A 25,684-nucleotide genomic window follows, 5' to 3' on the forward strand; every position below is an offset into this window, starting at 1 on the left:
TCGAAACCGGACCGACCGCTTACGCGTTGACCGGTTCCAGTTTTGCCTTGCGTAATGCGGACACAAACTTGTCCACTTCGTTGGCGACGATGACGCCGTAGTTCGCCGCGCCCAGCCAGCCGGACATGATGATGCCCACGGAGCCTGCATGGAACAGTCCCGCCACCTGGTTCGGCAGATCGCGGCTGACTTTCAGTCCTTCGAACTTGGTGCCGAATGAGACGCCGCCGGGATGCGTGGTGTAGCGCTTGAACGTTTTCGGTGTGGACGCTTCCACGTGGTCGATCTTGGCGCGCACGCCGGGCACGTAGCGTTCCAATGCGTCGAGGGTGCGTTCGATCAACTCGTCTTTTTTCTTCTGGTATTCCGTCTCGCTCAGGTACGCCCAGTCTTTGTAACGCGCATTGGTGGAGGCGACGATGGAGTACTGGTTGTGTCCGGGACGGATTTCCGGGTAGTAAAACGAAAAGGTGCGGCTGGTGGTGTGGAAATCAAGAAGCTCTTCGGAGCTGAACTCTTCCTGCTGCGAGGTGAACAGCAGGTCGCCGACATCCTCGATGGTTTCGCCTTTCCGGATGCCCATGTACACCTGACAACTGCTGTCGTTGAGACGCACGTCGCGCACTTCCTGGATGAATTCTTTGCTGAAATGTTCTACACCGGTCAGCTTTTCGATGGTGTTCAGGATATTGGAATTGGACAGCACCGCCTTGGCGGGAATCTCGCGTCCGTTCACGCGCACGCCGGTCACCTGCTGGTCTTCCACCAGTACTTTTTCGACGAGGCAATGCGTGCGGATGTCCACGCCGTTCTTGAGCAGCTCCTTTTTCATCTTGCGGATCAGTTCATTCGTGCCGCCCTGAAAGGTATAGACGCCCTTGTCCATGAAATTGGAAAACACGATGCCGTAAGTGATGGCCGGATCGTCCAGAGTGGAGCCATTGGCGTAGGTGATCGGCTCCATCAGCAGGCGGTGCACATCGGTCCGGCCGGGGAAAAATTTTTCGAACAGCTCGCGCGTGGTCATCTTCACGTCGTCGTAAAAATTCATGGCCCGCACGGTCTCAAAAAATTCATCGATGGTTTCCTTGAGAATGCCGAAGCGTTCGCGCATCAGGTCGGTGAAGTCATCCTTGTCGAAGGTGGTGCCGAAAGCGAACTGGGGGTTGTCGAAACGGATGTTGCGCAGGCGGACGATGGAGTCGGCGATTTCTTTGGACCAGTATTTGCGGCAGGTTTTGATCATGCCGATGGGGAAGCCGTGCAGGGAGATGTCCATGATGTGGCCGCCCTTGCGTTTGAACCAGGTGGCCAGGCCGCCGAGATTGTAATGGTGCTCGAGGATGAGCACGCGGTGTCCGAACCGGGCCAGCATGTTGGCGGCGGTGAGCCCGGCCAGGCCGCTGCCGATGATGACTGTATCGTAGGCCGACCGCACCCCTTTCAACCAATCCTTAGACATTAAATTCTCCCGTATTCCGGTTTATTTTCGGCCTGCAACACATGCAGATTGGCCATGGATATACCGCTCAATGTCGCCCCAATGATACCCAAAAAACCCTGATCTGTCCCGCAAATAAAGACGTTTCGTACGGGCGTGCGCCCGTCCTTGATCTTGTGGGGAGCACCGTAAACGGCACCGTTGAGGTGCCCGGTGTATTTGAAGATGGTCTTGGGTGTAAACGCGTCCGTGAACACAACATTATGCCGGAAATCGGGGAAAAATTGAAGGATTTCCTCGACCGCGCGCTCGCGGCAGGCTTTTTTGGCGGCGCGGTAATCGGCGCGGACCATGTCGTTCCAGATGGCGTAATTGGCCTGGTTGGTCAGGCGCAGCATGCCCTCGGCGGCAGGCTCCGGGTACTCGAAATTGTTGGGGGCGCAGAGCACGCCGCTGGTCACGTCCACCGCCTCCCCCGGCACGCGGTAGTCGAAGCGCGGCTGGGTGGAAAAGAAGACGATGCTCTTGTCGTAACCCAGATCTTTCGGCGGGCGATCGAGCACGAACAGGCATTCCATGAACGACATCCGGCCTTCCTCGCACTGGGCTTCCTCCACCGGGCAGGGATCGCACAGCCTGAGGGTCTCGACGTAGCCCGCCGACGACAGCACTTTGTCGGCCAGCACCGTCTCGCCGTTTTCTAGCTCCACCGACTGCAACGCGCCATCCGGTGCGTGGATGGCCTGGACCCCCGCGCCCATGCGCAACTCGCCGCCCAGCGTTTTGTATTTCTCCACCAGGAGATTCAGGATGTAGGGCATGCCGCCCTCGGGCTTGGCGAAGCCTTCGAGGAAGACGGCTTTGAACATGATGACGAACTGATAAAAATCCATGTCGCCTTCGCTGGCGCTGCCGTAATACATGAGCGGACAGAACAGCATGTCGATGAGCACGGGGTCGGAGAGGCATTCGCCCACCACGGTGCGCGCCGGGATGAAGCGGCTGTTGTCGAGGTTGAGTTCGTCGTAGTCGCGGATGGTGGCGACGAGGCGGCGGAAGCCGTCGATTTGCGACGGGAAGGCGCGGGCGACTTCCTCTTCCAGCACGGCGAACTCGTTGGTGAAACGCAGGGCTTTGCCGGGAAAGCGGATCTCGGACTGGTGCTGCGGACACAGGCGGAAGTCTTCGTGGCGGAAGCGCAACTGCTTGAGCAGCTTGGAAAGCGGCGCGTTGCGTGCGCCCTTCGGCACGTAATTGGTCATGGCGTGCAGGCCGACGTCGAAGGTCCGCTGCTTGCGCACGTAAAAGGAATTGAGGCCGCCCACCTCCACGTGCTTCTCGACGATCAACACCTTCTTGTTGAACATCGCCAGCCGGATGCCCGCGGCCAGTCCGGAAAGCCCGGAGCCGATTATGAGCGCATCGTACACCATGTCGTCATTGTTATGGAGTTGGTCTTAAAAAACAAGTAAATCCCGGCCCCGATGGGGGTGCGGGATGGGCGTGGGGTGGATCGGATGGGAACAGCCGGGTCAGGTTACCAGGTGCCGGTCTTTGAGACGCGGGAACAGGTATTCGACACAGCTTTTCATCGTGACCAGTTCGGGGTAATCGGCTTCCGGCACTTCCAGGTTGAAGCGCTTGCGCAGTTCCATGACGATGTCCAGAAAGTCCATGGAATCCAGGTCGAACTGGTCGCGCAGCTTCTCCTCGTCCTTGACGGTGCTGAGGTCCTCGTCCGGAGCGATTTCAGCAATGATATTCAGGATGGCGGTTCTTACTTGCTCTCTCGTCATCTAACCTCTCTCCTCAAAATTCGATGGTAGGCGATGAGCCCCCAAATTTCAATCCTATTTTTGGAACTTTCGGACGATCAATACCGAGTTGATGCCGAACATGCCAAAGCTATTGTTCATAATGAGATCCACCTGATCGAGCCGCTCCGGCTGGTTGGCCACCAGTTTGAGCGGAGACAGATCGCATTCCGGGTCCACTTCGTCCACATTGATGGTGGGGTGGACCATCCCGTCGTCGAACGCGGGCAGGTTGCCGGTGAGCTCCAAAGCCCCCGCTGCGCCCATGGTGTGCCCAATATAACTCTTTGTATTATTTATCCTTACCTTAGATCCGGCAGGAAACGCCAGGCGCAGGGCCTTGGCTTCCTGGATGTCGCCCAACTGCGTCGCCGTGGCGTGGGTGTTGAGGATATCGATATCCCCCGGCTCCAGCCCCGCCTTTTTCAAGGCGGCCTGCATGCACTCCGCCTGGCGGCCCGGTTCCGGCAGGATGTAGTCGTAGGCGTCCGAATTGCTGTGGTGGCCGACGATTTCCCCATAAATTTTGGCGCCGCGTTGTTCGGCGTCGCTGAGTCGTTCCAGTGTGTACAGGCAGCCGCCCTCGGAACAGACGATGCCGTTGCGGGCGGTGTCGAAAGGCCGGCTGGCTTTCGTCGGATCGGCGTGCTCCGCCAGCGCGCCCTCGGCTTTGAAACTGGCGAAGATGCCGAAAGTGCGGATGCTCTCCGACACGCCCCCGGCGAAGGCCAGATCGACTTCGCCCAGCCTGAGCATCTGCAGGCCCTGGATGATGCCCAGGTTGCCCGCGGCGCAGGCGGCGCCGATGGCGTAGTGCGGGCCGGTGATGCCCAGGTTCAATGTCACTTCGCCCGCCGGGTTGTTGGCGACGGTGCGCGGGTTGTGGTGGTGCGACCAGTACTTGGTGTCGTAGCCGTACTGGCTGATGTTGTGCACCTCGTTTTCCGTCTCCACGTTGCCGTGTTCCGTGGTGCCGATATAGACGCCGATGCGGCTCTTGTCGAGCGTGGCGAAATCGAGGCCGGAGTCGAGGATCGCCTCGTTGGCGCAATAGACGGCGATGGACCCGGCCCGCGTGCCGCGGCGGACTTCCTTTTTCTTCTGGTAGCGCAGCTCGTCGAAGTCGCACACCCCCGCCAGCACCTCGCCCATGAAGCGGGTCTGGAACTTTTGCACGCCGGAGCGGCCCTCCAGCAGGTTCTGGCGGAACTCCGCGAGGGAGTTGCCGTTGGGGGCGGTCAGGCCGATTCCTGTTATGACAATCCGATCCTCGCGGCGCACTGAATATCCCACAAAGGTTGTGTTAGATGAAGGTCAAACGGCGACAGTCCCGGCAGGGCGAAACGGGTTGATGCTGGCTGAATGGAACCTCTTTCGGAACTGGTCAATCTACCACAAAACAAAGACTTTGGGAAGGGGAAAACGAGTTTAAAAGCTTTGTCCCTAAAGGGGTGGGGGCTTAATGGTGCGCTCTTGTAAGGGGGGTTGGGGGGCTTCATCTAAGAAAGACAAAAACTACGCCACTAAAATAGCTACTTAAATTCCAAACAACACTGGGAGCCCATTTACCGACTCATACCATCACGGTACACACACATACTATAGCTGTACCAGTTGGTCAGGCTGCCGCATGGGTTCCGTTTCCAAAAAATTCCTTTTCTTCCTTTTCCAAAAAGTCTTCTAAATCCATTTGTTGTCCTACATTTTTATTAACCCATATTATTTCATCATGAAATGATTCTTGAGTAGATTGCTTTAACAACTCCAAAAACTTTTTGTTTCTATGATCTGACTTTTCTCTTTGCGCAAGTTGTTCTTTTAGAAAATTAGATTTTCTATCATCTCTTGAAACAACCTTATTCTTTACAAATCTAATAAAACTTAGCGCTAGGCCTAGAGCCGCTTTCCAAACAACTAAAGCAAGGAATAAAATAAAAACAATTGGAGTAGATAGTACAAAATATTTCCCCACTTGATAGTTTATCTTTTCTCTAAATTCCTTGACACATCTTTTAGTTTCAGAATTAGCAATATTTTCGATTTGTGAATTGAATATGCTTCTATATTCTTTTTCTTTTGAAAACTTTTCATCAAACTTTATTAAAAAGAAAAACAACAATAGGTTTGTTAAATTCAAACGATGAGCAAAGCGCAATATGCAGTTGCATCGTTTTCTCATTTCAATATAAACATCCTCATTAAACGAAATCCCACCCTGAGAGGCAAAATCAAAAAACTCATCCCTTAACTTAAAAATTCGCGCCCGGAAATTATTAAGCATAAACGGACGCCAACAATAATGCCATTGGAGGAACAACGATAAGACGGCAATCCAAAATAAGATTAAATTTAAATCTTTCATTTTTAATCTCCAGGAATATTTTGCCCAGTTGGATCTAATCCGCTTGAAGTTCTATTAGGATCTAGCAATTCTTCTAATTTTTTAATTCTTGTCGTCAATCTTTCGACATCTTTCCTTCGAAATCTTTCCGATCGTATTCCATAAGTAACCCCTCCGGCGCCAAATATAAAAAACAAAACGTCAACCAAAGTTCGATTAATATTTAGCTCGGCCATCAATTGTAAATAGGCAATGGATTCTTTGCCTGCCAAGGCCGTTATGCTTGCAGTTGCACTTTGCGCTACAAAAAAAACGCAACCAAGAATTGCCCCAAATTTAATTAGGGCGTGAAAAATATCTGAGATCGCCTTAATTATTTCGATCTGCTTTAATACTTTTAATTCATCGACTCTGCTTTGGTTGTCCTGTTGTGCCAAATTTTCCTCATTTTGTAGTTTAACCTAAAAAACCATATGAAGCCCTCTTTATAATATCCCCATGCCAAAAGTTTATCAATGTAAACTGTGCGGGTTGTTTTCAATAAGTTTCCAAGTTTTCCTAATATCCTAATAAATACTCCAAATTCTCGCCCTCGAACATCAAGTCGGGACCACTTGCCTCTCGGTTGAGTCGAATCGGGGGATTAATCGGCTCATAAATTGGTTTTATTTTGATCCGATTATGCGCGATAATCGGCTCATGACCTACAACTGGCAACAGCCCGACTGGCCGCATTTCCGGTACGATCTGGATGGTATCGAGGACGCCCTCTTTGCGTTCGCGGAGCGGGCGGGGCGGGTGAGCGGTCTGCTGGAAGGCCTGCCGGAGTCCACCCGCACCGAGGCCCTGATCGACCTCATGGTCGCGGAAGCGATCAAAACCTCGGAGATCGAAGGCGAGTACCTGAGCCGCGAGGATGTCCTGTCGTCCATCCGCAACAATCTGGGGCTGGGAAAGTCGCCCCAGTCGAAAGACAAAAGAGCCGAGGGCATCGGCGAACTCATGATCGATGTCCGCAACACCTACGCCGACGACTTGGCGCAAGCAACGCTGTTTGCCTGGCACGCGATGGTTATGAAAGGCAGTAAAAAAATCCAGGCCGGGAAATGGCGCACGCATAAGGAACCCATGCAGGTCATCTCGGGCCCCATCGGCAAAGAAAAAATCCATTTCGAAGCGCCGCCTTCCAGCCGGATTCCGAAAGAGATGAAAGCCTTCATTACGTGGTTCAACGCCACCGCATCCGGTCAAAAAAGTGCTCTCAAAAATCCCGTCGTGCGCTCCGCCATCGCGCACCTTTATTTTGAAACCATCCATCCGTTCGAAGACGGCAATGGACGCGTCGGTCGCGCCCTTTCGGAAAAAGCGTTGTCGCAGGGCATCGGGAGGCCCGTCTTGTTGAGCCTGTCCAAAACGATGGAGGCCAACCGCAAGGAATACTACGAGGCGCTAAAGGAAGGACAACGATCGAATGCAATCACTTCATGGATTGCCTATTTCGCCGGCACGGTTCTGGCCGCGCAGGTGCAGGCGGAGCAGGAAATCGATTTCACGCTGAAAAAGACCCGGCTCTTCGACCAGTATGAAGGGCAGTTGAACGAGCGGCAGTGGAAGGTGGTAACGCGGATGCTGGAAGAAGGACCGAAAGGGTTCGAGGGAGGTATGAGCGCCGGGAAATACATCGCCCTCACCCGCACGTCCAAGGCCACGGCGACACGCGATTTGCAGGGCCTCGTTGAAAAAGGAATTTTCATACCGATTGGCGCGGGACGCAACACCCGGTACGAAATTAAAATTTAAAAACTCCCCTCGTCTTTTACAGCCTACAAATCCTCGACTTCGATGGGGGTGGGGCAGGATTGAGACAGGTACTGGGTGAGGAAGTGGCGGTGGCAGTCGGGGGCTTTGTCCTCGGAGCACAGAAAGCACGCGCCGTCGAGGTCTTTGGGATCGAGCGCCTTCTCCACCTTGCGCTGTTTCACCAGCTTCAAATATTTCTTTTTGAAATTCTCGACGCCCTTCTTTTCCTTCCGGTACTCGTCGATGAGCGCCTGCGTCGGCGCGAGATCAGGGCGGTGTTCGTAGTCGATGCCACCGATCTTCTTCAAGAAGAACGGCAGGTCCTGTTTTTTGGCGAAGCCGGCGATCTGCGACTCGTTGTTGAGGCGCACGTCGATGATCTTCTTCACGCCCGCCTTCTTCAGCCGCGCAAAAAAAACCTCCGCGCTCTTTTTGGTGAAACCGATGGTGTATAGCCGGATGGGTTTGGAATTTTTAGAGGGCACGTGCGGCTCCAACTGAAACAACTCAACCACAGATGAACACAGATTAACACAGATGTAAGAAGTTAAGGAGAAGCCTGGGGCTCCCCTTCTCCCGTGAGGGGAGCAGGAACCTTTTATACGTCCTCTCCCCCGGCGGGAGAGGATTGAGGTGAGGGGGAGGTAATGATAATTTTCTTATGGGGTCACTGGCTCAGGGGAGAGGAAGTTCGCTCCAAAACCTCCCCTTGGTAAGGAGGGGGAAACGGTTTGCATTTGGAACGCGCGCACCGACCCTCGTTGGCCCATCGGGCTGATGCCCGTTGCCTCCGGGTGCAACCCGGTCGCCGCACGCCTGGTGCGCTTAACTGCCCGGGGTATTGAGGACGGCCATGGGCAGGTTGCGGTCGAAGTAGCCGGAGGTGTCCGGGTGCTGGCTGCTCTTGGTGGCGCGGCGCACCTGCTCGGACGTGTAGTCGATCATTTCGCCCAGCGACACCACGCCGTCACTGTCAGAATCCGCAGACCCCTTGAGTCCCTCCAGCATGAACCAGGTGAAGACGCCGTGGCCGCCACCCCATTCCGGCGACTCATGCGACAGCTCGCCGGACTCCGACGCGGTGAAGATGGCGCGTCCCTTGCCCGCCTTGCTCAACTCCAGCAGGTAGCGGTTGATGACGTTCTCGTCACCGATGTTGCGGGTGGCGACATCGCCCACGCCGGCGCTGTGACAGGCATCGACCAGCACCACCACGCGTTCCGAAGGGATGAAGCGCGCCAGCGCCGTTTGCAGATCCCACATGGGGAACGCGGTTGAGCGCATCTGATCGGGATCGGTGTCGTGCGTCAGGAGGAACAGGTTGCTCGTATTCAGCGGGTCCGGCGCGCCGTGCCCGGCGAAGTACACCACCACGAGGTCTTCGCGAATGGCCTTGCCGAGAAAATCGAACAACGCACTTTTCAGTTTTGGTAGGGTCGCGTTTTCGTTTTCGAGGAAGATGATGTGATCGTCCGCAAAGCCACCCCCCTGAGGGGATTTCAGGAATTCATAGAACATGCGCGCGTCGGCATCGGCGTAACGCAGATTGGGGATACCCTTGCGCGAATTTTCGTAACGGGATACGCCGACAATGACCGCCCAGCGCTGACCTTTAAATGCACCCGCCAGCTCCTTCGGCTGGAAGGTTCCTCGGGCCGTTCGAATGCCTTTGATGACGCGCTGGCCCACTTTACCGTTTTTCTCGGTCACATTGACGATGATGATGTTCTCTCCATCCTGTAAATCGATATTGTGGGTGAAGGTGCCGCCCTTTTCCGCCTTGACCACGGCAATGCCCCGGGTTTCGGTCAGAGGCTTGCCATTGACCAGAATCTGAATGTCCTTCACCTTGGAGGAAGAGATGACATTACCCGTCAGCAGGATTTTGCTTTTGTTCGTCTTGAAATCAAACGTCGGGCTGAGGATGGTGATTTTAGGGCCGCGCTCATCTGAATTCCCCGTTGCCGGAATCTGGGTGGAGACCATTTTCGAGGGGGCCGGCTGGGTCTGCCGGATATCCAGCTTCAGGGCGTCCAGCACATTCCGGGTGGCCACATAGGGATCCTGCCCGGACAGGTTTTTCCCCGCCGCGGCAACAATGTTGGTTTTATTGTTGGAGCCTTTGGTGATGGTCACCACCACCTGGGTATTGCTCCCGTAACCCAACCATTGTTCCCCCACCCCGATCGCAGCGCCAACCTCGATCGAGTACACGATGTGATCCGGCGAAATGGTTTCCTTGCTAAACGCATAGTCTTTTTTATTGAGCGTTTGCTCAAGAATTTCGGCCACTTGGGCGGGAGGCAGGTCAAAGGCCTCATTCAACTTGGTGGTCTTGGGCTGAAGCATACAGCCGGATATCAGGACCAGCGCGAGGTGAATCAGAAAAACCTGTTTGAATGGGAGAACAAGAGTTTTCATTATAAGAGTAAGAGAAAAAGCGAGAAGACTGGAAAAAGCGGGGGACCGTTTCCAGTCTTCTCGAAAAAGTTAGTTCAGCTTGATGACCATTCCCTGCACCGTAACGCAACTCTGGTTCCAGAGGGAGAAAAAGGTGGTCGGAAAATAATTGAGCTTCACATCCGCCGAAGACTGAACCAGCAGGTCACCCTGCTTCGAGGCGACCGCTTTATTGACCGCTTGCTGGAATGTGTTTTCGCCGGAAGTCGGAATGCCTATGATAAAATCGGCACACGACGTCCCGGTGCCGACGCCCAGCACCGTGTATTCCCCCTTAGCCAACGTAATATTTGCTCCGGACCCGGTGGAACCGGAATGCGGATGGTACGTTGTGCATGAAGCCATGAAAACCATCATCACTGCGACAATCAAAAACTTCCCCTTGATTTTGGGCATCTCATCTCCTCCTCTTTTAATAATAACCCCTCGATCCAAATCGAGGTCTCAAAAAATTCGGCAAAGCATGATTCTTACATAAAAAATTGGATTGAACTGATTTTATATTGTTAGGCCTTTTTTGGCTACCGGTATTTTTAAGCAAATCTAAAATTCTTGAGTTGGATGGAGGAAATTTTTTCTGATTGGGAACCCGCTTCCATGGGCACAAAGTGGGGGGACGATGTTAGACCTTTTGGATTAGTGCTACGGCGTAGGCGGCGAGGCCTTCCTCGCGGCCGGTAAAGCCAAGTTTTTCCGTGGTGGTGGCTTTGACGTTGACCTGATCGATGGCGATGCCCAGCGTATTGGCGATGTTTTGCCGCATTGCCGGAATGTGGGAGGCGAGTTTCGGTTTCTGCGCGACGAGGGTGGCGTCGGTGTTGACGACATGAAACCCTTTGGCGCGCAGCGAGTCGTTCACTTTTTCCAGGAGGAGGAGGCTGGAGATGCCTTTGTACTGGTCGTCGGTGTCGGGGAAGTGATGACCGAGGTCGCCCAGTCCGGCCGCGCCCAGGAGCGCATCGCACAGCGCGTGCAACAAAGCGTCGGCATCGGAATGGCCGTCGAGACCCAGCGTGTGCGGGATTTCCACACCGCCCAGGATCAGCTTGCGGCCTTCCACCAGGCGGTGCACGTCGTAACCGTTACCGATGCGAAACACTGTGGCCTCCGCGTGGCGCGAATGGGTTGGACGAGATCGGTTTCAAGCTGATGTGGATCGGAGTGGGGAGCGCAGTGTTCACGAAGTTCAGTGGGCTACGGTGACCAGCTTGCGGGTTTCTTCCCGCGCCCAGCGGTCGGCTTCCAGCACATCCTCGATTTCTTCCACGGCAGACGGAGTGTGATGGTTCAGCGTCATGCGGATGATTTCGGGGATGTCCTTGAACGGGATGAGTTCGTCGAGGAACGCCTGCACGGCGATTTCGTTGGCGGCGTTCAGCACCGCAGGCAGGGTCTGACCCATGTCCAGCGCATCGTGCGCCAGTTGCAAACAGGGGAAGCGTTCGAAATCCGGCTCCTCGAACGTCAGCGTGCCCATCTGTGCCAGGTTCAGCGACGGCAGGTCGCACTCGATGCGATCCGGGTAGGACAGGGCGTACGAGATGGGAACGCGCATGTCCGGCATGCCGAGTTGCGCCATCACCGAGGTATCGACGAATTCGATGAGCGAATGAATGATGCTCTGCGCGTGCACGAGGATATCGACCGGCGTCTCCAGGCCGAACAACCATTTGGCTTCGATGTATTCGAGCCCCTTGTTCATCATCGTTGCCGAGTCGATGGTGATCTTCGCGCCCATGTCCCAGTTCGGATGCTTGAGCGCCTGCGCGCGCGTGACGTGTTCGAGTTGCTCGGACGTGAAGGTGCGGAACGGTCCGCCCGATGCCGTGAGGATGATGCGCTTGATGCGTTCGGATTGTTCTCCGTTCAGCGCCTGGAAGATAGCGCTGTGTTCGCTGTCCACGGGAATGATGGGGCAACCGTTTTTTGCCGCCACTTCCATCATCAGTTTGCCCGCCACCACCAGCGTTTCCTTATTGGCCAGCGCCAGCGCCTTGCCCGCTTTCAGCGCGCGGAACGTGGGCACCAGCCCGGCACAGCCCACCATGCCGGAGACCACCATGTCCGCTTGCGGCAACGTCGCGACTTGTATGGAACCTTCCTGCCCGGCGAGCACTTCGATGCCGAGGCCCTTCAGTTGCTCCCGCAGGGCATCGACTTTTGTCGTGTCGAACAAGGACACCACCTGCGGACGAAATTTGCGTGCCTGTTGGGCGATCACGTCCACATTGCTGCAGGCTGCGAGCGCCACGACCTGAAACCGGTCCGGGTTGCGTTCGATGACATCCAGAGTGTTGACGCCGATGGAACCCGTCGATCCCAGTATCGAAATTTTTTTCATTGAAGAACCCCTATGACAGCTTGGAGTCGAACGGCAGATCGAATTGCGTGCCACCCGGATTGAATCAGAAGACAATCAAACAGGAAGAGGACTGCGTATGAGAATTTCGTAGCAATAGAAAGCGGGACCCGCAAACATGAGACTGTCCAGCCGGTCCAAGACCCCTCCGTGTCCGGGGATCAGCGTGCCCGAATCCTTCACGCCCGCGGCGCGTTTGAACATGGATTCCACGAGATCTCCGAATTGCCCGATGATACCGCAAAATAACGCCATAATCAAACAATGGTTTAAAGCCAACTCGTGCCAGAATCCGTACTTCGCGATGAGCGCACCGAGCACCCCGCCCAGCAGCCCGCCCAGGCTCCCCTCCACGGTTTTGCCGGGACTGATTTCCGGCGCAAGGCGGGTTTTTCCAATGCTTCGGCCGACGTAATAGGCGGCGGTGTCGCTTCCCCAGATCACCAGAAACAGGAAGTAGATCATGAAATGCCCCGGCTCCAGCCCGCGGATGAGGATGAAAAAACTCATCAACGCCGCGACATAGCCCACGCCCAGAAAGGTGTAGCCCGTTTGGTCCAGATTGTGTTTCAGGATGGGACCCTGGGTGAGCGCGTGGAGAAGCAAAACCAGCGGCGCCGCCGCCAGCCAGACCAGATACAATCCGTTGATGTAGAAGCAGAGGGTGAGCAGAACGCACAGGGCCAGCCCCAGTTTGTGGAAGCCGGGTGTTCCCATGGCGTCCAGCATGCGTGAGTACTCGAACCAGCCCGCCACCACCGCGCCCAATACAAGGATGGAAAACAGCTCCTGCGATCCGTACTGCACGATGCCCAGCACGACGGGGATCAGGACGAGGGCGCTCAGAATGCGTTTCATGGATGGGTGGCTTTCATCAGTAAAAATGAGGTGGAATTCTTTGTGGCCATCAATTATCTCCAAGCTTCTCTTGCACGAGGGAACCGGGGCTATGCCCTGGAAATAGGAAGAATCATTGATAACCCCTCCCAGCCCTCCCCTTGTAAAGGGGAGGGGTTATTTTTTTTGTGCTTTGCCTGAAAATATAACCATCGTTTGCTGACGGGTCTTGGTTAAACTCCGACTCACGCATGGGGAACGTTGCTACTGGCCAGCCGACCATCGTTCGCTAATAAATGTTGTGATGTTCACGGACTCAAGCGTTGGCCCCATTCGCTCCCGGCCTGGCCGGGTTGGACACGTTGCCACGGGCCACTGGCCACTGGCCACTGGCCAGCCGACCATCGTTCGCTCGCAGGTTTTGAATAAACTCCGACTCACGAATTGGGAACGTTGCTCCAGGCCTTGCCTGGTTAGGTTTGGACAATCTGGTCGCCGATCATGCCGAAGCGGCGTTCGCGTTTCTGGAAATCGATGATGGCTTTCAAGAGGTCGTCTTCGCGGAAGTCGGGCCACAGTACGCCGGTGTAGTGCAATTCGGTGTAGGCGATCTGGTAGAGGAGGAAGTTGCTGATGCGCAACTCGCCGCTGGTGCGGATCAGGAGGTCGAGTTCCGGCAGGCCGTGTGTGGCCAGGCTGTTTTCGAGTGTGGGGAAATCGATGTCCTCATAGCGCAGTTGACCTTCCTGCACCTGTTTGACGATCTTGCGCACCGCATCGAGCATTTCCTGCCGTCCGCCGTAACTGAGGGCGAGGGTCAGCACCAGCCCGTCGTTGGCCGCCGTGGTGTCCTTTGCGTGTTGAATGAGGTTCTGGATGTCTTCCGGCAGTTCGTACACGCGGCCGATGGTGTTGAAGCGGATGTTCTCGCGTTGCATGCGCTCCAATTCCCGGCGCAGGTACTGGTCGAGGATTTTCATGAGCGCGTTGATCTCGGTGCGCGGCCGGTTCCAGTTTTCGTCGGAAAAGGAATAGAGCGTGAGCGCCGGGATGTGCATCTCCGTGCACAGCGTCACGATGTGATCGACCGACTTCACGCCCTGCCGGTGGCCTTCGACGCGCGGCATGAAGTTCTTCTTCGCCCAGCGTCCGTTGCCGTCCATGATGATGGCGATGTGGCGCGGCAGGCGGCTGAAATCGATCTGATCCATGAGCGGGGATTTGTACAAGGACGAAACCTCCGAAAGAAACCGGTCATCGGGGCCGACCCGGCGGCACCCTGTGCGGACCATTATACGGGAAGGGTCATTCTTCCATCACATCTTTTTCCTTGCCGGCGGTGATCTTGTCCACTTCCTCGACATACTTGTCGGTCATTTTCTGGATCAGATCGTGCCCCCGTTTTTCGTCATCTTTGGAAATGTCGCCGTCCTTTTCCATGGCCTTGATTTTGTCGTTGAAGTCGCGGCGGATGTTGCGGATGGCGACCTTGCCCTCCTCGGCGTACTTGCGCACCACCTTGGTCATCTGCTGGCGGCGTTCCGTGGTGAGCGGCGGAATATTGAGCCGGATCACCTTGCCGTCGTTCGACGGATTGAGGCCGAGGTCCGATGCGGCGATGGCTTTTTCGATCACCGGCAGCAGGGACGGGTCCCACGGCGCGATGGAGATGGTGCGGCTGTCCGGGGTGGACAGGGTGGCGGTCTGGTTGAGCGGCGTCGGGTTGCCGTAAAACTCCACCTTGAGGTCTTCCACCAGCGCCACCGAAGCGCGCCCCGTGCGCACCTTGCCGAACTCCTGATGCAGGTGGTCGATCGACGCCTTCATTTTGCGTTCTGAGTCTTTCAGTAATTCATCCATGTTCAGCTTACTCCGACCCGGGTTCCAATGGGTTCACCCATGATGGCGCGCTTGATCGCATCCTGATTGCTGACATTGAAAATGACCATGGGCAGTTTGTTGTCCATACACAGGCTGACGGAGGTGGAATCCATCACCTTCAGCCCTTTTTTCAAAACTTCGAGATAGGTCAATTCCGGAAACTTGACCGCATCGGGATCGAGCATGGGATCGGCGGAATAGACGCCGTCCACCTTGGTGGCTTTGAAGATGACTTCGGCCTCGATCTCGATGGCGCGCAGGCTGGCGGCGGTGTCCGTGGTGAAGTAGGGGTTGCCGGTGCCCGCGGCGAAGATGACGATGCGGTCTTTTTCGAGATGCCGGATGGCGCGGCGGCGCACATACGGTTCCGCCACCTGGCGGATGTCCAGTGCCGTCAACACCCGCGTCGGCACGCCTGCCTGCTCCAGTGCGCTTTGCAACGCCATGGCGTTGATCACCGTGGCCAGCATGCCCATGTAGTCGGCGGTGACGCGTTCCATGCCCAGGTTGCTGGCGGTGGCGCCGCGTAAAATGTTGCCGCCGCCGATGACGATGGCGATCTGCACGCCCAGGTTTTTCGCTTCCGCGATTTCCAGGGCAATGCCCTGCAGGGCTTTCTGATCGATGCCGAACCCGCCGACTTCAGCCAGGCTCTCCCCCCCCAGCTTCAAAAGAATTCTTTTGTACTGGGTTCTTCCTGGCTCCGTGCCGTCGCTCATTTAGAGATTTCCATTCGTGAAAACCCACCGACGGTGATGTTCTCGCCGAGCGTGGCGATTTTCTGCTTGATCAACTCCTGCACCGTGATCGACGTGTCCTTGACGAACGGCTGATCGAGCAGGCAGCTTTCTTCGTAAAACTTGCTCATCTTGCCGTCCACGATTTTTTCGATCACGTTTTCCGGCTTGCCGGATTCCCGTGCCTGGTGCGCGAAAATCTCGCGTTCCTTGTCCAGCACATCCTGCGTCACTTCGTCGCGCGAGGTGAAGCGCGGCTTGGCGGCGGCAATGTGCATGGCGATGTCGCGGAGCAAGGCCTGGTATTCGTCGTTTTTGGCGACGAAGTCGGTCTCGCAGTTCAGCTCGACCAGCACGCCGATTTTGGCGCCGGGGTGGATGTAGGAACCGATGGCGCCGTCGCCGGTGGTGCGGTCGCCCTTCTTGTCCGCTTTGGCCATGCCTTTTTTGCGGAGATGGGTGATGGCGTCGTCAATGTCGCCGCCGGTTTCCTTGAGCGCATTGCGGCATTCCAAAATGCCGGCGCCGGATTTTTCGCGCAGGTTTTTGACCATGTCTGCTGTGACTTCCATTGTGATGCTTCTCCCTTTTTTATCTGGATCGATTGAGTCCGGGTTTCAGATGTGTGCACGACGCGGGTTCGGAAAAGGACGTCTGTTGCATCCCCCTCCGTAGCCCTGAAGGCGATTCGGGGCGGAATGCGCGCCGAACCGGGTCGTGTGTGATTTCGTATCGGGTTGACCTCAGGGGGCCGGGTCGGCCCCCGAGATCCGGTTTGGTTCAGGCGGGAACGGATTTCTCCGACTTCGGCTTGGTGTCCGCCTTGTTCTTTGCAGCTCCGGCGGCATCCGGCTTGCCGGCGTCTCCGGCCGATTCCCCTTTTTTCCCGGCGGCTTGTTCCGCGTCTTCTTTTTTGTCCTGATGCTTCGCCTTGAACGTTTCGTGGCCTTCGATGGACACGTCGGCCAACCGCTTGGTGAACAGGCTGATCGAACGGATGGCGTCGTCGTTGCCCGGGATCAGGTAATCGATGCCGTCCGGATCGCAATTGGTATCGACGATGGCCACCACGGGAATGCCCAGCTTGTTGGCTTCGGCGAGCGCGATGCGTTCCTTGCGTGTGTCCACGATGAACACCGCATCGGGCAGGTCCTTCATGGTTTTGATGCCCTGCAGGAACTTGTTGAGTTTTTCGATTTCCTTGCGCCGCTGCTGTGCTTCCTTCTTGCGCAGGAGTTCGAACTTGCCTTCCTCCTCCATGCGCTCCAGGCCGATGAGCCGGTCGATGCTTTTGCGGATGGTCTGGAAATTGGTCAGCGTGCCACCCAGCCAGCGCTGGTTGATGTAGAACATGTTGGACCGCGTCGCTTCGTCGGCGATCAGGTCTTTCGCCTGTGTCTTGGTGGCGACGAACAGAATTTTTTTGCCCTGCTGCGTCAACGTCTGCACAAACTTTTCCGCTTCGCGGAATTTGTGGATCGTTTTCTGCAGGTCAATGATATGAATGCCGTTTCGGGCACAAAAAATATAGTCTCTCATTTTGGGATTCCACCGGGTGGTCTGATGCCCGAAGTGAACGCCCGCTTCCAATAGTTCTTTGACTGCGATGGTTGCCATGAATTTCAAACTCCTGATTGCGAATGGTTGAGCCTCCGTCTCCTTCTACCCGGGCCAGGAACCGGTTGGCAGGGCTGCTGCAAGAAGCGTCCGAAAAACGGCTGCGGCCGCGAAACCACGGGGCTTCGCCGCCGTCTTCTTGAGGCAGGACTTGCCGGGTCACCCCTGGTCCAGTCCAGAGACGTGCGAGATAAATACTTAGAAACAAACAGTTTGTTTCGATTTTTCGGCCTAATAGAGGGCTTCCGATTAGGGTATCACAGCCCCCCATGCAAGACAAGGGGAAAGAGCGTCTAAATGGCCGTTATACAAGGCGGTGAGCCGGACTTCCCGGCAGGCCGCCCGCGGTGAAGGTGGCGGGTTATCCCCACGCCTGGGAGGCGAGGGCGAACAGGTGGTCGCGTTTGCCGGGCAGGGAGGGGGCGTCTTTCACCATCACCGGCTGGGTGTCGAGTTCCTGGAAGCCCGCGTCCATCAGGGTCTGCACGAGGTCTTCCCGTCTGCTGGAGACGTCGATACGCACCGGGCCGCCGTTGTGCGCGTTCATCATGGCCGAAATCAAATCGAGCGCCGAAAAGCGGTTGAAGGCGATCAGCGGACCGATGAACAGTTGCGCGTCTTCCGCTTCCGCGAACCCCATGCCATACCCCAGCAGCGTCCCATGCGGATTGGTGATGCGCAGGGTCTGCGCCGACTGGCGGCAGCGGGTGCGCAGCATGTCCGAGCGGTTGGCGCCCAGCACCTGCTGGTCCACCGAAAGGATCGGCACCAGGTCCTGTTCCTGGATGGGCTGGATGCTTTGTTGCAGGGAAAAGGTGGAGACGGGGGGTGCGGTTTTGGGCGGCGCCTGCAATTTGTGGATGCGTTCGACTTCGCGGAAGCCGAGCTTCTCGTAAAACTCCTTCACCCGGCTTCCCGCCACCAGCATCACCGGTTTGCCTTTCGGTTCGCGCCGGTCGAGCAGGTGTTCCATGATCTTTTTGCCCACCCCTTTTTTCTGTTGGGAGCTTGTGACCAACAGCATGCCGAGGGCGCAGAGCGCGGGGCCGTAATCGAACAGGGCGCCGCAGGCGGTGGGGGTGCCGGATCGGTCGCGCGGACCACACACGTATCCGGTTTCCAGAATGGCTTCCCAGTCGCTGGTCGTTTGATCCCAGCCCGCTTCTTCAGACAGGTGTTTGAGCGCGGGCAGATCTTCTTTGGAAAACGCTTCCATCAGGTTTCCATTCTATGCGATTCAGGACAGCTCTTCCAATTTTTCCACCAGGAGATCCTGGATGATCTTGTCCTTGATGCGCTGGATCAGCGGCTGGAACAGGATTTTGCCGCCGCGCAGCGACACCGAAAACATGTCGATGCCGCGCCCGCCGCGGACGGCGATTTTCGCCCGGTGCAACTCGATGCCGAATTGCGCCAGCGTGAACACGATCTTGTACAGCATGCCGGGGTGGTCGCGGGCTTCGATGCGCACGCGGGTGAAGCGGTCTTCGGGCCAGTTGTCGATCTGGATTTTGGGTTCGATGCCCACGCCGGAGTTCTTTTTTTCGTGGAAACGCGTGCGCGTGCGCAGCAGGTCGCCCAACGTGGTTTGCTTGTCGAGGATGCGGCACACATTGTCTTCGATCTCTTGCCAGACGGTGGCCATATCCCTGTAAAGTTTTTGCACTTCCTGCGCATTCACCTGAATGATGAGCACGGTCAGGCCGCCGTTGCGGGCGAAGATTTGTGCGCCCAGGATGTTCATGGCACGGGCGGTGAGGGTGCCGACGAGGTTTTTGAACAGGTGGATGTCGCTCGGCCCGGCCACCACCAGATTGTAGAACCCGCCTTTTTCGTGATACGTCGCCTTCAGGCTGAAAGGCCGTCCGCCCATGCTCTGGATGAGACGGATGTGGTCGGCGATGTCTTCCGAGGATTCGGTCAGGAAATAATCTTCCGGCATGGCGTCCATGTGTTCGCTGATCGTCGCGCGGTCGAACTCGTCGGCCAGCAGGGAATAGACGGCGTTGCGCGTGGCCTTGGGTTTTTCATCGATGGATTCCGGCCGCACCAGGAAGTTGCGGGTGCGGTGGTACAACTCGGTCAGTAAAATGTTTTTCCATTCCGTCCAGGTTTCCGGCGCCACCGCCTTGAGGTCGGCATAGCTCAACAGGAACAAGAGGTCGAGGCGGTCCGTTTGTCCGGTCAGGTGCCCCAGGTTGCGGATGGTGGGCGGGTGGTGGATATCGTGGTGGAAGGCCAGTTCGTTCATCATGTTTTTGTGTTTGACCAGGAAATGCAGCGTGCCCTGCTGTTTCGGCGTCAGTTGCAGGCGCCGGGCCACATCCGCCAGCGGGCTTTCGGCGTGGTCGTTGCCCAGGTCCCCCGGCCGGTTGCCGAAGGTTTGCAGCAGGCAGGCCAGTTTCAGAACGACCCGGTCCGGGATGCTGACATAAACCTGTTTGAGCTTGTTCAGATTGACGTCCTTGCTGGTATCCAGTTCTTCCAGAAACCGCACCATGCGCAGGGCGTGCTCGTCGCTGGTGTAGCGGTGGTAAAAATCGTAATGCACTTCAAACAGCGACTGCTCGAATTCCGGCAGCAACTGGCCCAGCACCCCGGCCTCGTGCATCTGCCTGAGCAGCAAAAAGGATTTGGGCGCCTTGAGCAGATCGTACAGGAACGTCTTCACCTGCATGCCGCGGATGAACTCCGCATCCAGCCGGTGTTTGTTCAGGCGGATGAGGCGTTTGAGCTGGGCGTCGAGCTCCAGGTCATGGTCGCGGCACAGGTTGAAGGCGGTCAGGATGAGCGCGCGATCGGTCTCGAACAGGTCGTCGGCGTGGTCCGGCACGCGCAGTTGCGATTTGTACACCAAAAAACCGGACGCCAGCTTTTTGTGTTGCAGCGAGGTGATGACTTTCTGAAGCAAGGGGCGCGACTCCAGGCAACGGTGGAACACCGCCTCCGAGATGGTATGAATGTGGGTGGCGTGGAGGAAGTACTCCCGCATGAACCGTTCCACCGCCACGGCTCCGTTGCCCTCGTATCCCAGATGGTGAGCGAGATCCATCTGGATGGAGCGCGTCAGCACGTCGGCCTTTTTTCCGGTCAGGTAGTGCAACTCGTTGCGCACGCGGAGCAGGAAGTTGACGGACTTTTTCAATGTTTGCAACTCGCCCGCATCGAGGATGTCATCGCGGTCGATTTCGGCCAGCGATGTGCCGTCGAAGCACATGGCCACCGCCCACATGGCGACATGATAATCGCGCAGGCCGCCGGGACCGTTTTTGATGTCCGGCTCCGGATGGCTGGTCACGCCTTCGCCGCTGGCCGGACGCGCAAAGAACTGGCGCAGGGTGGTGTCCAGGTACTGCTGTGCGTGCTTTTGCGGGACGTTTTTGTAAACGGAATCCCACAACCGTTCGTACAACTCTTTGGCGCCGACCAGGAAGCGGGTCTCGATCATGGAGGTGCGGACGGTGGAATCCTCGCGGGCGAGGGTCTGGCATTCCTTGAGCGTCCGGCAACTGTGGCCGATCTCCAGGCCGATGCCCCACAGTACGGAAATGATCTCCTGAATGAAACTGTCGAGCTGCCGGTCCAGCTTCTTGTTCAGCAGGAACAGGAGGTCGATGTCGGAACAGGGGTTGAGTTCGCCGCGGCCGTAGCCGCCGACCGCGATCAGCGCAAAGCGATGGCTGAGATCGGCCTTGCGAAATGCCTCCAGCCCGGCGATGGCGAGGACCACGTGTTTGATGGTTTCATCGATGAGGCCGGCATGCGCCTGGATCACCTCGCGTCCGCCCGCCCCCTGCCGGTGCCAGGCCTTGATCTTGTTGCGGCTGACGTTCAGAAACGATTTGAACCGCTGGAAATACTGCGAGCGCTCCCGGGGGTCTTCCGGTATCGTCTCCAGCGCCGAGAAATCAGCGCCAAACTGAAACTTGACAGTGGGTTCGTTCATGGGTGACTGGGTTTGCGGTGAGGCACGTTGGCCTGGGCTGCGATCATTCTGAATTGCGTCATTCGGTTCAAAGACTGGTTTTATAAACCATCTGAATCATAGGGAAAAGGGAAAACCGACCGCGCTTCAGAGGAGGGGCGGGCGTGCCCGCACACCTCCGCGTTCCCCGGTTGCCGGAAACCGGGTCGCCGGGGGCGGCTGCCGGGGCGTTCCCGGTCCGCAAACCCTTTCTGGAAGTGATTGATTCCGTTTGCTGCCGGTTCGCGGACCTCCCCAAATTTGCTTGACAAAGGGGGGCTTATAATTTAGTTTACCGCATTCATTCAAACGTGTCAGGCTTTCAGGTAGTTTCTTGCCAGTTCACACCGCTCTTTTGCCCGTAGTATCGTTTAAGCAAAATCAGGCCGTGCCTTCCCCATGAATCCGGGTCAAGCGACCCCAACCCTGTCCATGACCGGGAGGAACCCTGACGGAAGCGGCCATTGCGGTGAGAACAGAACACGTGAGTGCAGGGTCATTTCAGAATTGGAAAAGCCGTGGGAGCCGCAGCCGGGTTTCCGCCTTATTGTTCCCGTGGATCCGTAGAATAAGGATATCGGACGATGCGTAAAAAAATCACCGTTGTGGGTGCCGGGCAGGTGGGCACCACGGTCGCTCAGTTGATCGCATTCAGAAATCTTGCTGATGTCGTTCTCATCGACATCGTGGAAGGCGTGCCGCAGGGCAAGGCGCTCGACCTGCAACAGTCGGGTTGCCTGCAGGTGTTCGACAGCCTCATCACCGGCACCAACGATTACAAGGACACCGCCGACTCCGATATCGTGGTCATCACCGCGGGCGTGCCGCGCAAACCGGGTCAGGATCGCGCCGACCTGCTGAAGACCAACGCGAATATTGTCAAAAACGTCACCGAAGAGGTGATGAAGCATTCCAAAAATCCCATCCTCATTGTTGTGTCCAATCCGCTGGACGCCATGGTGTACCTGGCGAAAGAGGTTTCCGGCCTGCCGCGCGAACGCGTCATGGGCATGGCGGGGGTGCTGGACAGCGCCCGGTTCCGCACCTTCGTGGCTTTGGAACTCAACTGCTCAATGGTGGACGTGGATGCCATGGTGCTGGGCGGTCACGGCGACTCCATGGTGCCGATGCCGCGCTACACCACGGTCTCCGGCATCTCCATCACCAATCTCATGGATCGGGACCAGATCGAACGGCTGGTCGAACGCACCCGCAAGGGCGGTGCGGAGATCGTCGGCCTGCTCAAAAACGGCAGTGCCTTCCTCGCGCCCGGCGCCTCCGTGGCCAAGATGGTGGAAGCCATCGTGCAGGACAAAAAACGCATTCTGCCGTGCACGGCCTACTTGAACGGAGAGTACAACTGGAAGGGCATCTTCTTCGGCGTGCCGGTGGAATTGGGCTTCAACGGGATCAACAAGATCATCGAGCTCGACCTCACACCGGAAGAAAAAGAAGCGCTCGACACCTCGGCGAAAGACGTCAAGACGACCATCGAGGAAGTGGACGCGTTCCTCGGCAAAAGCGTCTGACCTACGGGTTGCGGATCGTCACCGTATCGTAAGGCGTCACCCCCACCGCCTGTCCGTCGCATTCCAGACGGATGCGCTCCCAAGCCTTCATCTTCGACCGCCAGCGCGGGTTGTGGTCTGCCGAGGCCGGCGCACACACGCGAAAGGTTGTGAGTTGCAGGCGGTCGTGGTCCATTTCCAGCGTCAGGTAATGAAACATCAATGCCCGCGTTGCCAGCGCCTTGCGGATGGCGGGCGGGGCCGTGTGTTCGGCATTGCCTTCCTGATCGGCGAACGGCTTGAACGTCGCGCCTCCCCCTCCTGTCACGATGTGCGTCACCCCCTGGCCCCGTGCATAATCCGATGTTTCAATGAACGGCACGCCGCCGTTTGCATCCGGCACCCCCAGCGGATAAAACCGTTCGTAGGAATGCTGGTTGCCGGCGAAGACGAGATCCGGCGCCAGTGCGTTGATCTGCTTCAGCACCGTCTGGCGTTTGTCGAGGTACCACGCCGTGGTCAGCGCCGGTTCGTGCAGCGCCACGATCACCCACTTCTGCTTCGCCCGCGCCTCTTCGATCAATGGCTTCAGCCACGGCGTCGGGTCCTTCCAGTCGAGCGCATCCAGCACCACAAACAAAACCAGGTCGAACTGCATGACGCCTTCGCGCACGCGGGGCGCGGGGGAACCCGGGAAGGTGTCGAACGGCGTCGCCAGTTTGGCAATGCGGTCCCAGCAGCCGGAGGCCTTCGGTTTCCATTTGACCGGCGGCAGGTCGTTGTCCCCGGCGACGAACAGGCGCACCGGGTAGGGCGTCACCAGCGTTTGCCGGAGGGTGTGGAGGTAACGGTCGGGGCAGTGGGCGGGAAACATCTGGTCCTGGTACACGAAGTCACCGAGATGCAGCAGGATGTCCGCGCCCTGTTGGCGCATGGATTGCTGCACCGCGTCGAAGCCCGGCGTGTGGGCGCGTTCGCCGATGCCGGTGTCGCCGACCACCACCACCTTCAAATGGGCCTTGCCGTGCGCCCACGCCGGGGGCGCGAACGCCAGGCACAACGCCAGCGTGATGAGCAGCAGGGGGAAGGGATTTCGATGCGGCAGGAATCGGCGGAGCATACGTGTCTCCTCGATCTAAAAGCTTTGCGTCATTTCCATTTGCAACCAGCGCGCCATGGCCAGCAGCACCACCGAGCCGCCCACCAAGGTGCCGAGCACCAGGTTGGTGACCGGTTGCTGGCGCAGGCGTTCCTGCACGATCAGCACCACCCCCCAGCTCGATACCAGGAAGCTGAACGCGATCGGCATGATGAGCATCGGCGCCGCCGCCCACTGGCCCCAGCCTTCGAACTGGTTGACGTACCACCAGAACGTGCCGAACAGGATCAGCGGCAGCGGGCAGGTCCAGTAAAACACTTTATGCGGGATTATGGGCAATGCAGACTCTCTGGCAGAGTTTGAACGTAGGCTTGGATCTCGTCGCGCACCCGGCGGTAATGCGCCATCGCGTCCTCCTCGGTCTGGGCGTCGGCGGCGAGCTTCGGCGGATCGTCAAATCCATGATGCACCACCTTGGCCTCACCGGGAAACCTGGGGCAGGTGGCGTCGGCATGACCGCACACGGTGACCACATAATCGAAGGGCACCGACATCACGGCATCGACGTGCTTGGAGGCGTGGCCGGAGATATCCACCCCCACCTCCCGCATGACTTCAACCGCCAGCGGATTCAGGCTTTGGGGGTCGGTTCCGGCGGAATGGGCCTCAATGGCCTCGCCTTTCAAATGGCGCGCCCAGCCTTCCGCCATCTGACTCCGGCAGGAATTCCCGGTGCATAAAAACAGGATTTTGCATTTTTGCCCCATAGCGGCCCAAGTGTAGCACAGCCGCTTCGCCGGGGAAGCCTTAATCTTTGAAAGTACGGCGTTAAGCAATGATCTTGATTTTCGCTATAGTTTCGCCTAACATAAGGACACACGGAATCAGGCGGACACTCCTTATGTGATGGGAGGCACGTGAACCCATTTGGAATGACGCTCACAGGTCACGTCTGCTCCCTCTCCCTCCCCTATACCAAGGGGAGGGCGGGGTGGGGTTTTGGAGTGCAACCCGTGTTTACACGGGTTGCGGCCATCAATACCTCCCCTCAGTCCCCTCCTTTCCAAGGAGGGGAAGAAAACAGCAATGCTTTGCTGGTTTCGTTTCCTCATACTGACACCACAACCTGAATGGTCATTTCAGGTGTCAGCGAGGAATCTACATTTATTCATGGACGCAATCCGAGCGAAGTTATTATGTATCTCACCCGGCGGCAGAAGGAAATCCACCAGTTCATCGAGAGCCATATCCGCCAGCGCGGTTACGCGCCCAGCATCATGGAGATTGCCAAACAGTTCCAGTTGTCGTCACCGGCGACGGTGCACAAGCACCTCAGTCACCTGGAAGCGAAAGGCCTCATTCGCCGCCAGCAGAACCAGAGCCGCGCCATTGAGCTGGTCGAGGACCTCCAGAGCGCGCTGGAGTACCCGTTGCTGGGCACCATCGCCGCCGGCCGTCCGCTGGAGGTGTTCGAGGCCAGGGAGATGATGTCGCTGTTGCCGAACCCTGGAGGCAAGGACCTGTTCGTGCTGCGCGTCCAGGGCCAGTCGATGATCGATGATCACATTCAGGACGGCGACTACGTCATCGTCGAGCGCCGCGACCAGGCGGACAACGGCGAGACGGTGGTGGCTCTGCTCGACAACGACTCGGCGACGCTGAAACGCTTCTATAGAGAGAAAGGGCACGTGCGCCTGCAACCGGCCAATGCCGCCATGCCGCCGATCATCGTTAAAGACGGCGACTTCCAGATCCAGGGCGTGGTCGTCGGCGTCCTCCGCAAATTCTAGCCGCGCCAGGCGCGGAGCGAACGGGCTACTGCCGAG

General features: G+C 57.2%; 25 protein-coding genes. 3 read left to right on the forward strand and 22 right to left on the reverse strand.

The annotated features are described in order from the left end of the window. Window positions 1–19: 19 nt before the first annotated feature. The 6 genes from QML71_RS00395 to QML71_RS00420 form a co-directional block, all read right to left on the reverse strand. Window positions 20–1,462, reverse strand: coding sequence for a phytoene desaturase family protein (locus QML71_RS00395; RefSeq protein ID WP_282009913.1), 1,443 nt, complete (start codon window positions 1,460–1,462; stop codon window positions 20–22). After that, window positions 1,462–2,874, reverse strand: coding sequence for a phytoene desaturase family protein (locus QML71_RS00400; RefSeq protein WP_282009914.1), 1,413 nt, complete (start codon window positions 2,872–2,874; stop codon window positions 1,462–1,464). Before QML71_RS00400 ends, QML71_RS00395 begins: the two co-directional genes overlap by 1 nt. Window positions 2,875–2,973: 99 nt before the next feature. After that, window positions 2,974–3,237 (reverse strand): acyl carrier protein, encoded by a 264-nt coding sequence (locus QML71_RS00405; protein WP_282009915.1) that lies wholly within the window; start codon window positions 3,235–3,237, stop codon window positions 2,974–2,976. Window positions 3,238–3,291: 54 nt separating this feature from the next. Beyond that, a complete protein-coding gene (locus QML71_RS00410) occupies window positions 3,292–4,536 on the reverse strand; it encodes a beta-ketoacyl-[acyl-carrier-protein] synthase family protein (RefSeq protein WP_282009916.1) in 1,245 nt (414 codons plus the stop codon). A 337-nt stretch (window positions 4,537–4,873) separates the two neighbouring features. Further along, window positions 4,874–5,617, reverse strand: a complete 744-nt coding sequence (locus QML71_RS00415; RefSeq protein ID WP_282009917.1) for a hypothetical protein — start codon at window positions 5,615–5,617, stop codon at window positions 4,874–4,876. A gap of 2 nt (window positions 5,618–5,619) precedes the next feature. Next, window positions 5,620–6,033, reverse strand: a complete 414-nt coding sequence (locus tag QML71_RS00420) for a hypothetical protein (protein ID WP_282009918.1) — start codon at window positions 6,031–6,033, stop codon at window positions 5,620–5,622. Between the two features lie 262 nt (window positions 6,034–6,295). Here QML71_RS00420 and QML71_RS00425 point away from each other — a divergent pair, with 262 nt between their 5' ends. Beyond that, window positions 6,296–7,396 carry a Fic family protein gene (locus QML71_RS00425; protein ID WP_442940455.1) on the forward strand — a complete coding sequence of 367 codons (1,101 nt, stop codon included), beginning with the start codon at window positions 6,296–6,298 and terminating at the stop codon, window positions 7,394–7,396. Between the two features lie 23 nt (window positions 7,397–7,419). On the opposite strand, the gene QML71_RS00430 is transcribed toward QML71_RS00425, so the two are convergent. The 13 genes from QML71_RS00430 to glnD all read right to left on the reverse strand — a co-directional run bounded on the left by QML71_RS00430 (window position 7,420) and on the right by glnD (window position 21,233). Next, a complete protein-coding gene (locus QML71_RS00430; protein ID WP_282009920.1) occupies window positions 7,420–7,881 on the reverse strand; it encodes a DUF488 domain-containing protein in 462 nt (153 codons plus the stop codon). A gap of 340 nt (window positions 7,882–8,221) precedes the next feature. Next, window positions 8,222–9,745: a caspase family protein gene (locus QML71_RS00435; protein WP_282009921.1), complete on the reverse strand. Its 1,524-nt coding sequence runs from the start codon at window positions 9,743–9,745 to the stop codon at window positions 8,222–8,224. Window positions 9,746–9,886: 141 nt separating this feature from the next. Continuing rightward, entirely contained in the window at window positions 9,887–10,252 is a 366-nt protein-coding gene (locus tag QML71_RS00440; RefSeq protein WP_282009922.1) for a DUF6567 family protein, read from the reverse strand. Window positions 10,253–10,478: 226 nt separating this feature from the next. Then, the gene (ispF, locus tag QML71_RS00445) at window positions 10,479–10,955 is read right to left on the reverse strand and encodes a 2-C-methyl-D-erythritol 2,4-cyclodiphosphate synthase (RefSeq protein ID WP_282009923.1); all 477 of its coding nucleotides are present in this window, start codon (window positions 10,953–10,955) and stop codon (window positions 10,479–10,481) included. Between the two features lie 87 nt (window positions 10,956–11,042). After that, on the reverse strand, window positions 11,043–12,197 hold the full coding sequence (locus tag QML71_RS00450; protein ID WP_282009924.1) for a 1-deoxy-D-xylulose-5-phosphate reductoisomerase: 1,155 nt from the start codon (window positions 12,195–12,197) through the stop codon (window positions 11,043–11,045). 75 nt (window positions 12,198–12,272) lie between these two features. Further along, window positions 12,273–13,073: a phosphatidate cytidylyltransferase gene (locus QML71_RS00455; RefSeq protein WP_282009925.1), complete on the reverse strand. Its 801-nt coding sequence runs from the start codon at window positions 13,071–13,073 to the stop codon at window positions 12,273–12,275. Window positions 13,074–13,525: 452 nt separating this feature from the next. After that, entirely contained in the window at window positions 13,526–14,281 is a 756-nt protein-coding gene (gene uppS / locus QML71_RS00460; protein ID WP_282009926.1) for an undecaprenyl pyrophosphate synthase, read from the reverse strand. Between the two features lie 76 nt (window positions 14,282–14,357). Next, window positions 14,358–14,912, reverse strand: coding sequence for a ribosome recycling factor (gene frr / locus QML71_RS00465; protein WP_282009927.1), 555 nt, complete (start codon window positions 14,910–14,912; stop codon window positions 14,358–14,360). A 2-nt stretch (window positions 14,913–14,914) separates the two neighbouring features. Beyond that, on the reverse strand, window positions 14,915–15,652 hold the full coding sequence (pyrH, locus tag QML71_RS00470) for a UMP kinase (protein ID WP_282009928.1): 738 nt from the start codon (window positions 15,650–15,652) through the stop codon (window positions 14,915–14,917). Next, complete coding sequence (locus tag QML71_RS00475) at window positions 15,649–16,242, reverse strand: translation elongation factor Ts (RefSeq protein ID WP_282009929.1); 594 nt, start codon at window positions 16,240–16,242, stop codon at window positions 15,649–15,651. The genes pyrH and QML71_RS00475 overlap by 4 nt, the downstream gene beginning before the upstream one ends. A gap of 208 nt (window positions 16,243–16,450) precedes the next feature. Next, window positions 16,451–17,287 (reverse strand): 30S ribosomal protein S2, encoded by an 837-nt coding sequence (rpsB, locus tag QML71_RS00480; protein WP_282009930.1) that lies wholly within the window; start codon window positions 17,285–17,287, stop codon window positions 16,451–16,453. A gap of 361 nt (window positions 17,288–17,648) precedes the next feature. Next, complete coding sequence (locus tag QML71_RS00485; protein WP_282009931.1) at window positions 17,649–18,503, reverse strand: GNAT family N-acetyltransferase; 855 nt, start codon at window positions 18,501–18,503, stop codon at window positions 17,649–17,651. 21 nt (window positions 18,504–18,524) lie between these two features. Continuing rightward, a complete protein-coding gene (gene glnD / locus QML71_RS00490; RefSeq protein WP_282009932.1) occupies window positions 18,525–21,233 on the reverse strand; it encodes a [protein-PII] uridylyltransferase in 2,709 nt (902 codons plus the stop codon). A gap of 602 nt (window positions 21,234–21,835) precedes the next feature. Here glnD and mdh point away from each other — a divergent pair. After that, entirely contained in the window at window positions 21,836–22,780 is a 945-nt protein-coding gene (gene mdh / locus QML71_RS00495; protein WP_282009933.1) for a malate dehydrogenase, read from the forward strand. 1 nt (window position 22,781) lies between these two features. On the opposite strand, the gene QML71_RS00500 is transcribed toward mdh, so the two are convergent. The 3 genes from QML71_RS00500 to QML71_RS00510 are packed head-to-tail and all read right to left on the reverse strand — an operon-like array spanning window position 22,782 to window position 24,625. Next, window positions 22,782–23,879 carry a metallophosphoesterase gene (locus QML71_RS00500; RefSeq protein WP_282009934.1) on the reverse strand — a complete coding sequence of 366 codons (1,098 nt, stop codon included), beginning with the start codon at window positions 23,877–23,879 and terminating at the stop codon, window positions 22,782–22,784. Window positions 23,880–23,894: 15 nt separating this feature from the next. Then, complete coding sequence (locus QML71_RS00505) at window positions 23,895–24,197, reverse strand: hypothetical protein (protein ID WP_282009935.1); 303 nt, start codon at window positions 24,195–24,197, stop codon at window positions 23,895–23,897. Beyond that, a complete protein-coding gene (locus tag QML71_RS00510) occupies window positions 24,188–24,625 on the reverse strand; it encodes an arsenate reductase ArsC (protein ID WP_282009936.1) in 438 nt (145 codons plus the stop codon). Before QML71_RS00510 ends, QML71_RS00505 begins: the two co-directional genes overlap by 10 nt. Before the next feature lie 429 nt (window positions 24,626–25,054). On the opposite strand from QML71_RS00510, the gene lexA reads away from it, so the two are divergent. Next, window positions 25,055–25,648 carry a transcriptional repressor LexA gene (gene lexA, locus QML71_RS00515; RefSeq protein ID WP_282009937.1) on the forward strand — a complete coding sequence of 198 codons (594 nt, stop codon included), beginning with the start codon at window positions 25,055–25,057 and terminating at the stop codon, window positions 25,646–25,648. Window positions 25,649–25,684 lie beyond the last annotated feature (36 nt).

The organism is Nitrospina watsonii, assembly GCF_946900835.1.
GTDB lineage: Bacteria > Nitrospinota > Nitrospinia > Nitrospinales > Nitrospinaceae > Nitrospina > Nitrospina watsonii.

What these genes read in the sequence shown, in the direction of transcription:
- QML71_RS00395 (WP_282009913.1), bottom strand. Translation starts at nt 1,462, where the DNA reads ATGTCTAAGGATTGGTTGAAAGGGGTGCGGTCGGCCTACGATACAGTC.
- QML71_RS00400 (WP_282009914.1), bottom strand. Translation starts at nt 2,874, where the DNA reads ATGGTGTACGATGCGCTCATAATCGGCTCCGGGCTTTCCGGACTGGCC.
- QML71_RS00405 (WP_282009915.1), bottom strand. Translation starts at nt 3,237, where the DNA reads ATGACGAGAGAGCAAGTAAGAACCGCCATCCTGAATATCATTGCTGAA.
- QML71_RS00415 (WP_282009917.1), bottom strand. Translation starts at nt 5,617, where the DNA reads ATGAAAGATTTAAATTTAATCTTATTTTGGATTGCCGTCTTATCGTTG.
- QML71_RS00425 (WP_442940455.1), top strand. Translation starts at nt 6,296, where the DNA reads ATGACCTACAACTGGCAACAGCCCGACTGGCCGCATTTCCGGTACGAT.
- QML71_RS00435 (WP_282009921.1), bottom strand. Translation starts at nt 9,745, where the DNA reads ATGCTTCAGCCCAAGACCACCAAGTTGAATGAGGCCTTTGACCTGCCT.
- QML71_RS00440 (WP_282009922.1), bottom strand. Translation starts at nt 10,252, where the DNA reads ATGCCCAAAATCAAGGGGAAGTTTTTGATTGTCGCAGTGATGATGGTT.
- QML71_RS00450 (WP_282009924.1), bottom strand. Translation starts at nt 12,197, where the DNA reads ATGAAAAAAATTTCGATACTGGGATCGACGGGTTCCATCGGCGTCAAC.
- QML71_RS00455 (WP_282009925.1), bottom strand. Translation starts at nt 13,073, where the DNA reads ATGAAACGCATTCTGAGCGCCCTCGTCCTGATCCCCGTCGTGCTGGGC.
- frr (WP_282009927.1), bottom strand. Translation starts at nt 14,912, where the DNA reads ATGGATGAATTACTGAAAGACTCAGAACGCAAAATGAAGGCGTCGATC.
- pyrH (WP_282009928.1), bottom strand. Translation starts at nt 15,652, where the DNA reads ATGAGCGACGGCACGGAGCCAGGAAGAACCCAGTACAAAAGAATTCTT.
- QML71_RS00475 (WP_282009929.1), bottom strand. Translation starts at nt 16,242, where the DNA reads ATGGAAGTCACAGCAGACATGGTCAAAAACCTGCGCGAAAAATCCGGC.
- rpsB (WP_282009930.1), bottom strand. Translation starts at nt 17,287, where the DNA reads ATGGCAACCATCGCAGTCAAAGAACTATTGGAAGCGGGCGTTCACTTC.
- QML71_RS00485 (WP_282009931.1), bottom strand. Translation starts at nt 18,503, where the DNA reads ATGGAAGCGTTTTCCAAAGAAGATCTGCCCGCGCTCAAACACCTGTCT.
- glnD (WP_282009932.1), bottom strand. Translation starts at nt 21,233, where the DNA reads ATGAACGAACCCACTGTCAAGTTTCAGTTTGGCGCTGATTTCTCGGCG.
- mdh (WP_282009933.1), top strand. Translation starts at nt 21,836, where the DNA reads ATGCGTAAAAAAATCACCGTTGTGGGTGCCGGGCAGGTGGGCACCACG.
- QML71_RS00500 (WP_282009934.1), bottom strand. Translation starts at nt 23,879, where the DNA reads ATGCTCCGCCGATTCCTGCCGCATCGAAATCCCTTCCCCCTGCTGCTC.
- QML71_RS00510 (WP_282009936.1), bottom strand. Translation starts at nt 24,625, where the DNA reads ATGGGGCAAAAATGCAAAATCCTGTTTTTATGCACCGGGAATTCCTGC.
- lexA (WP_282009937.1), top strand. Translation starts at nt 25,055, where the DNA reads ATGTATCTCACCCGGCGGCAGAAGGAAATCCACCAGTTCATCGAGAGC.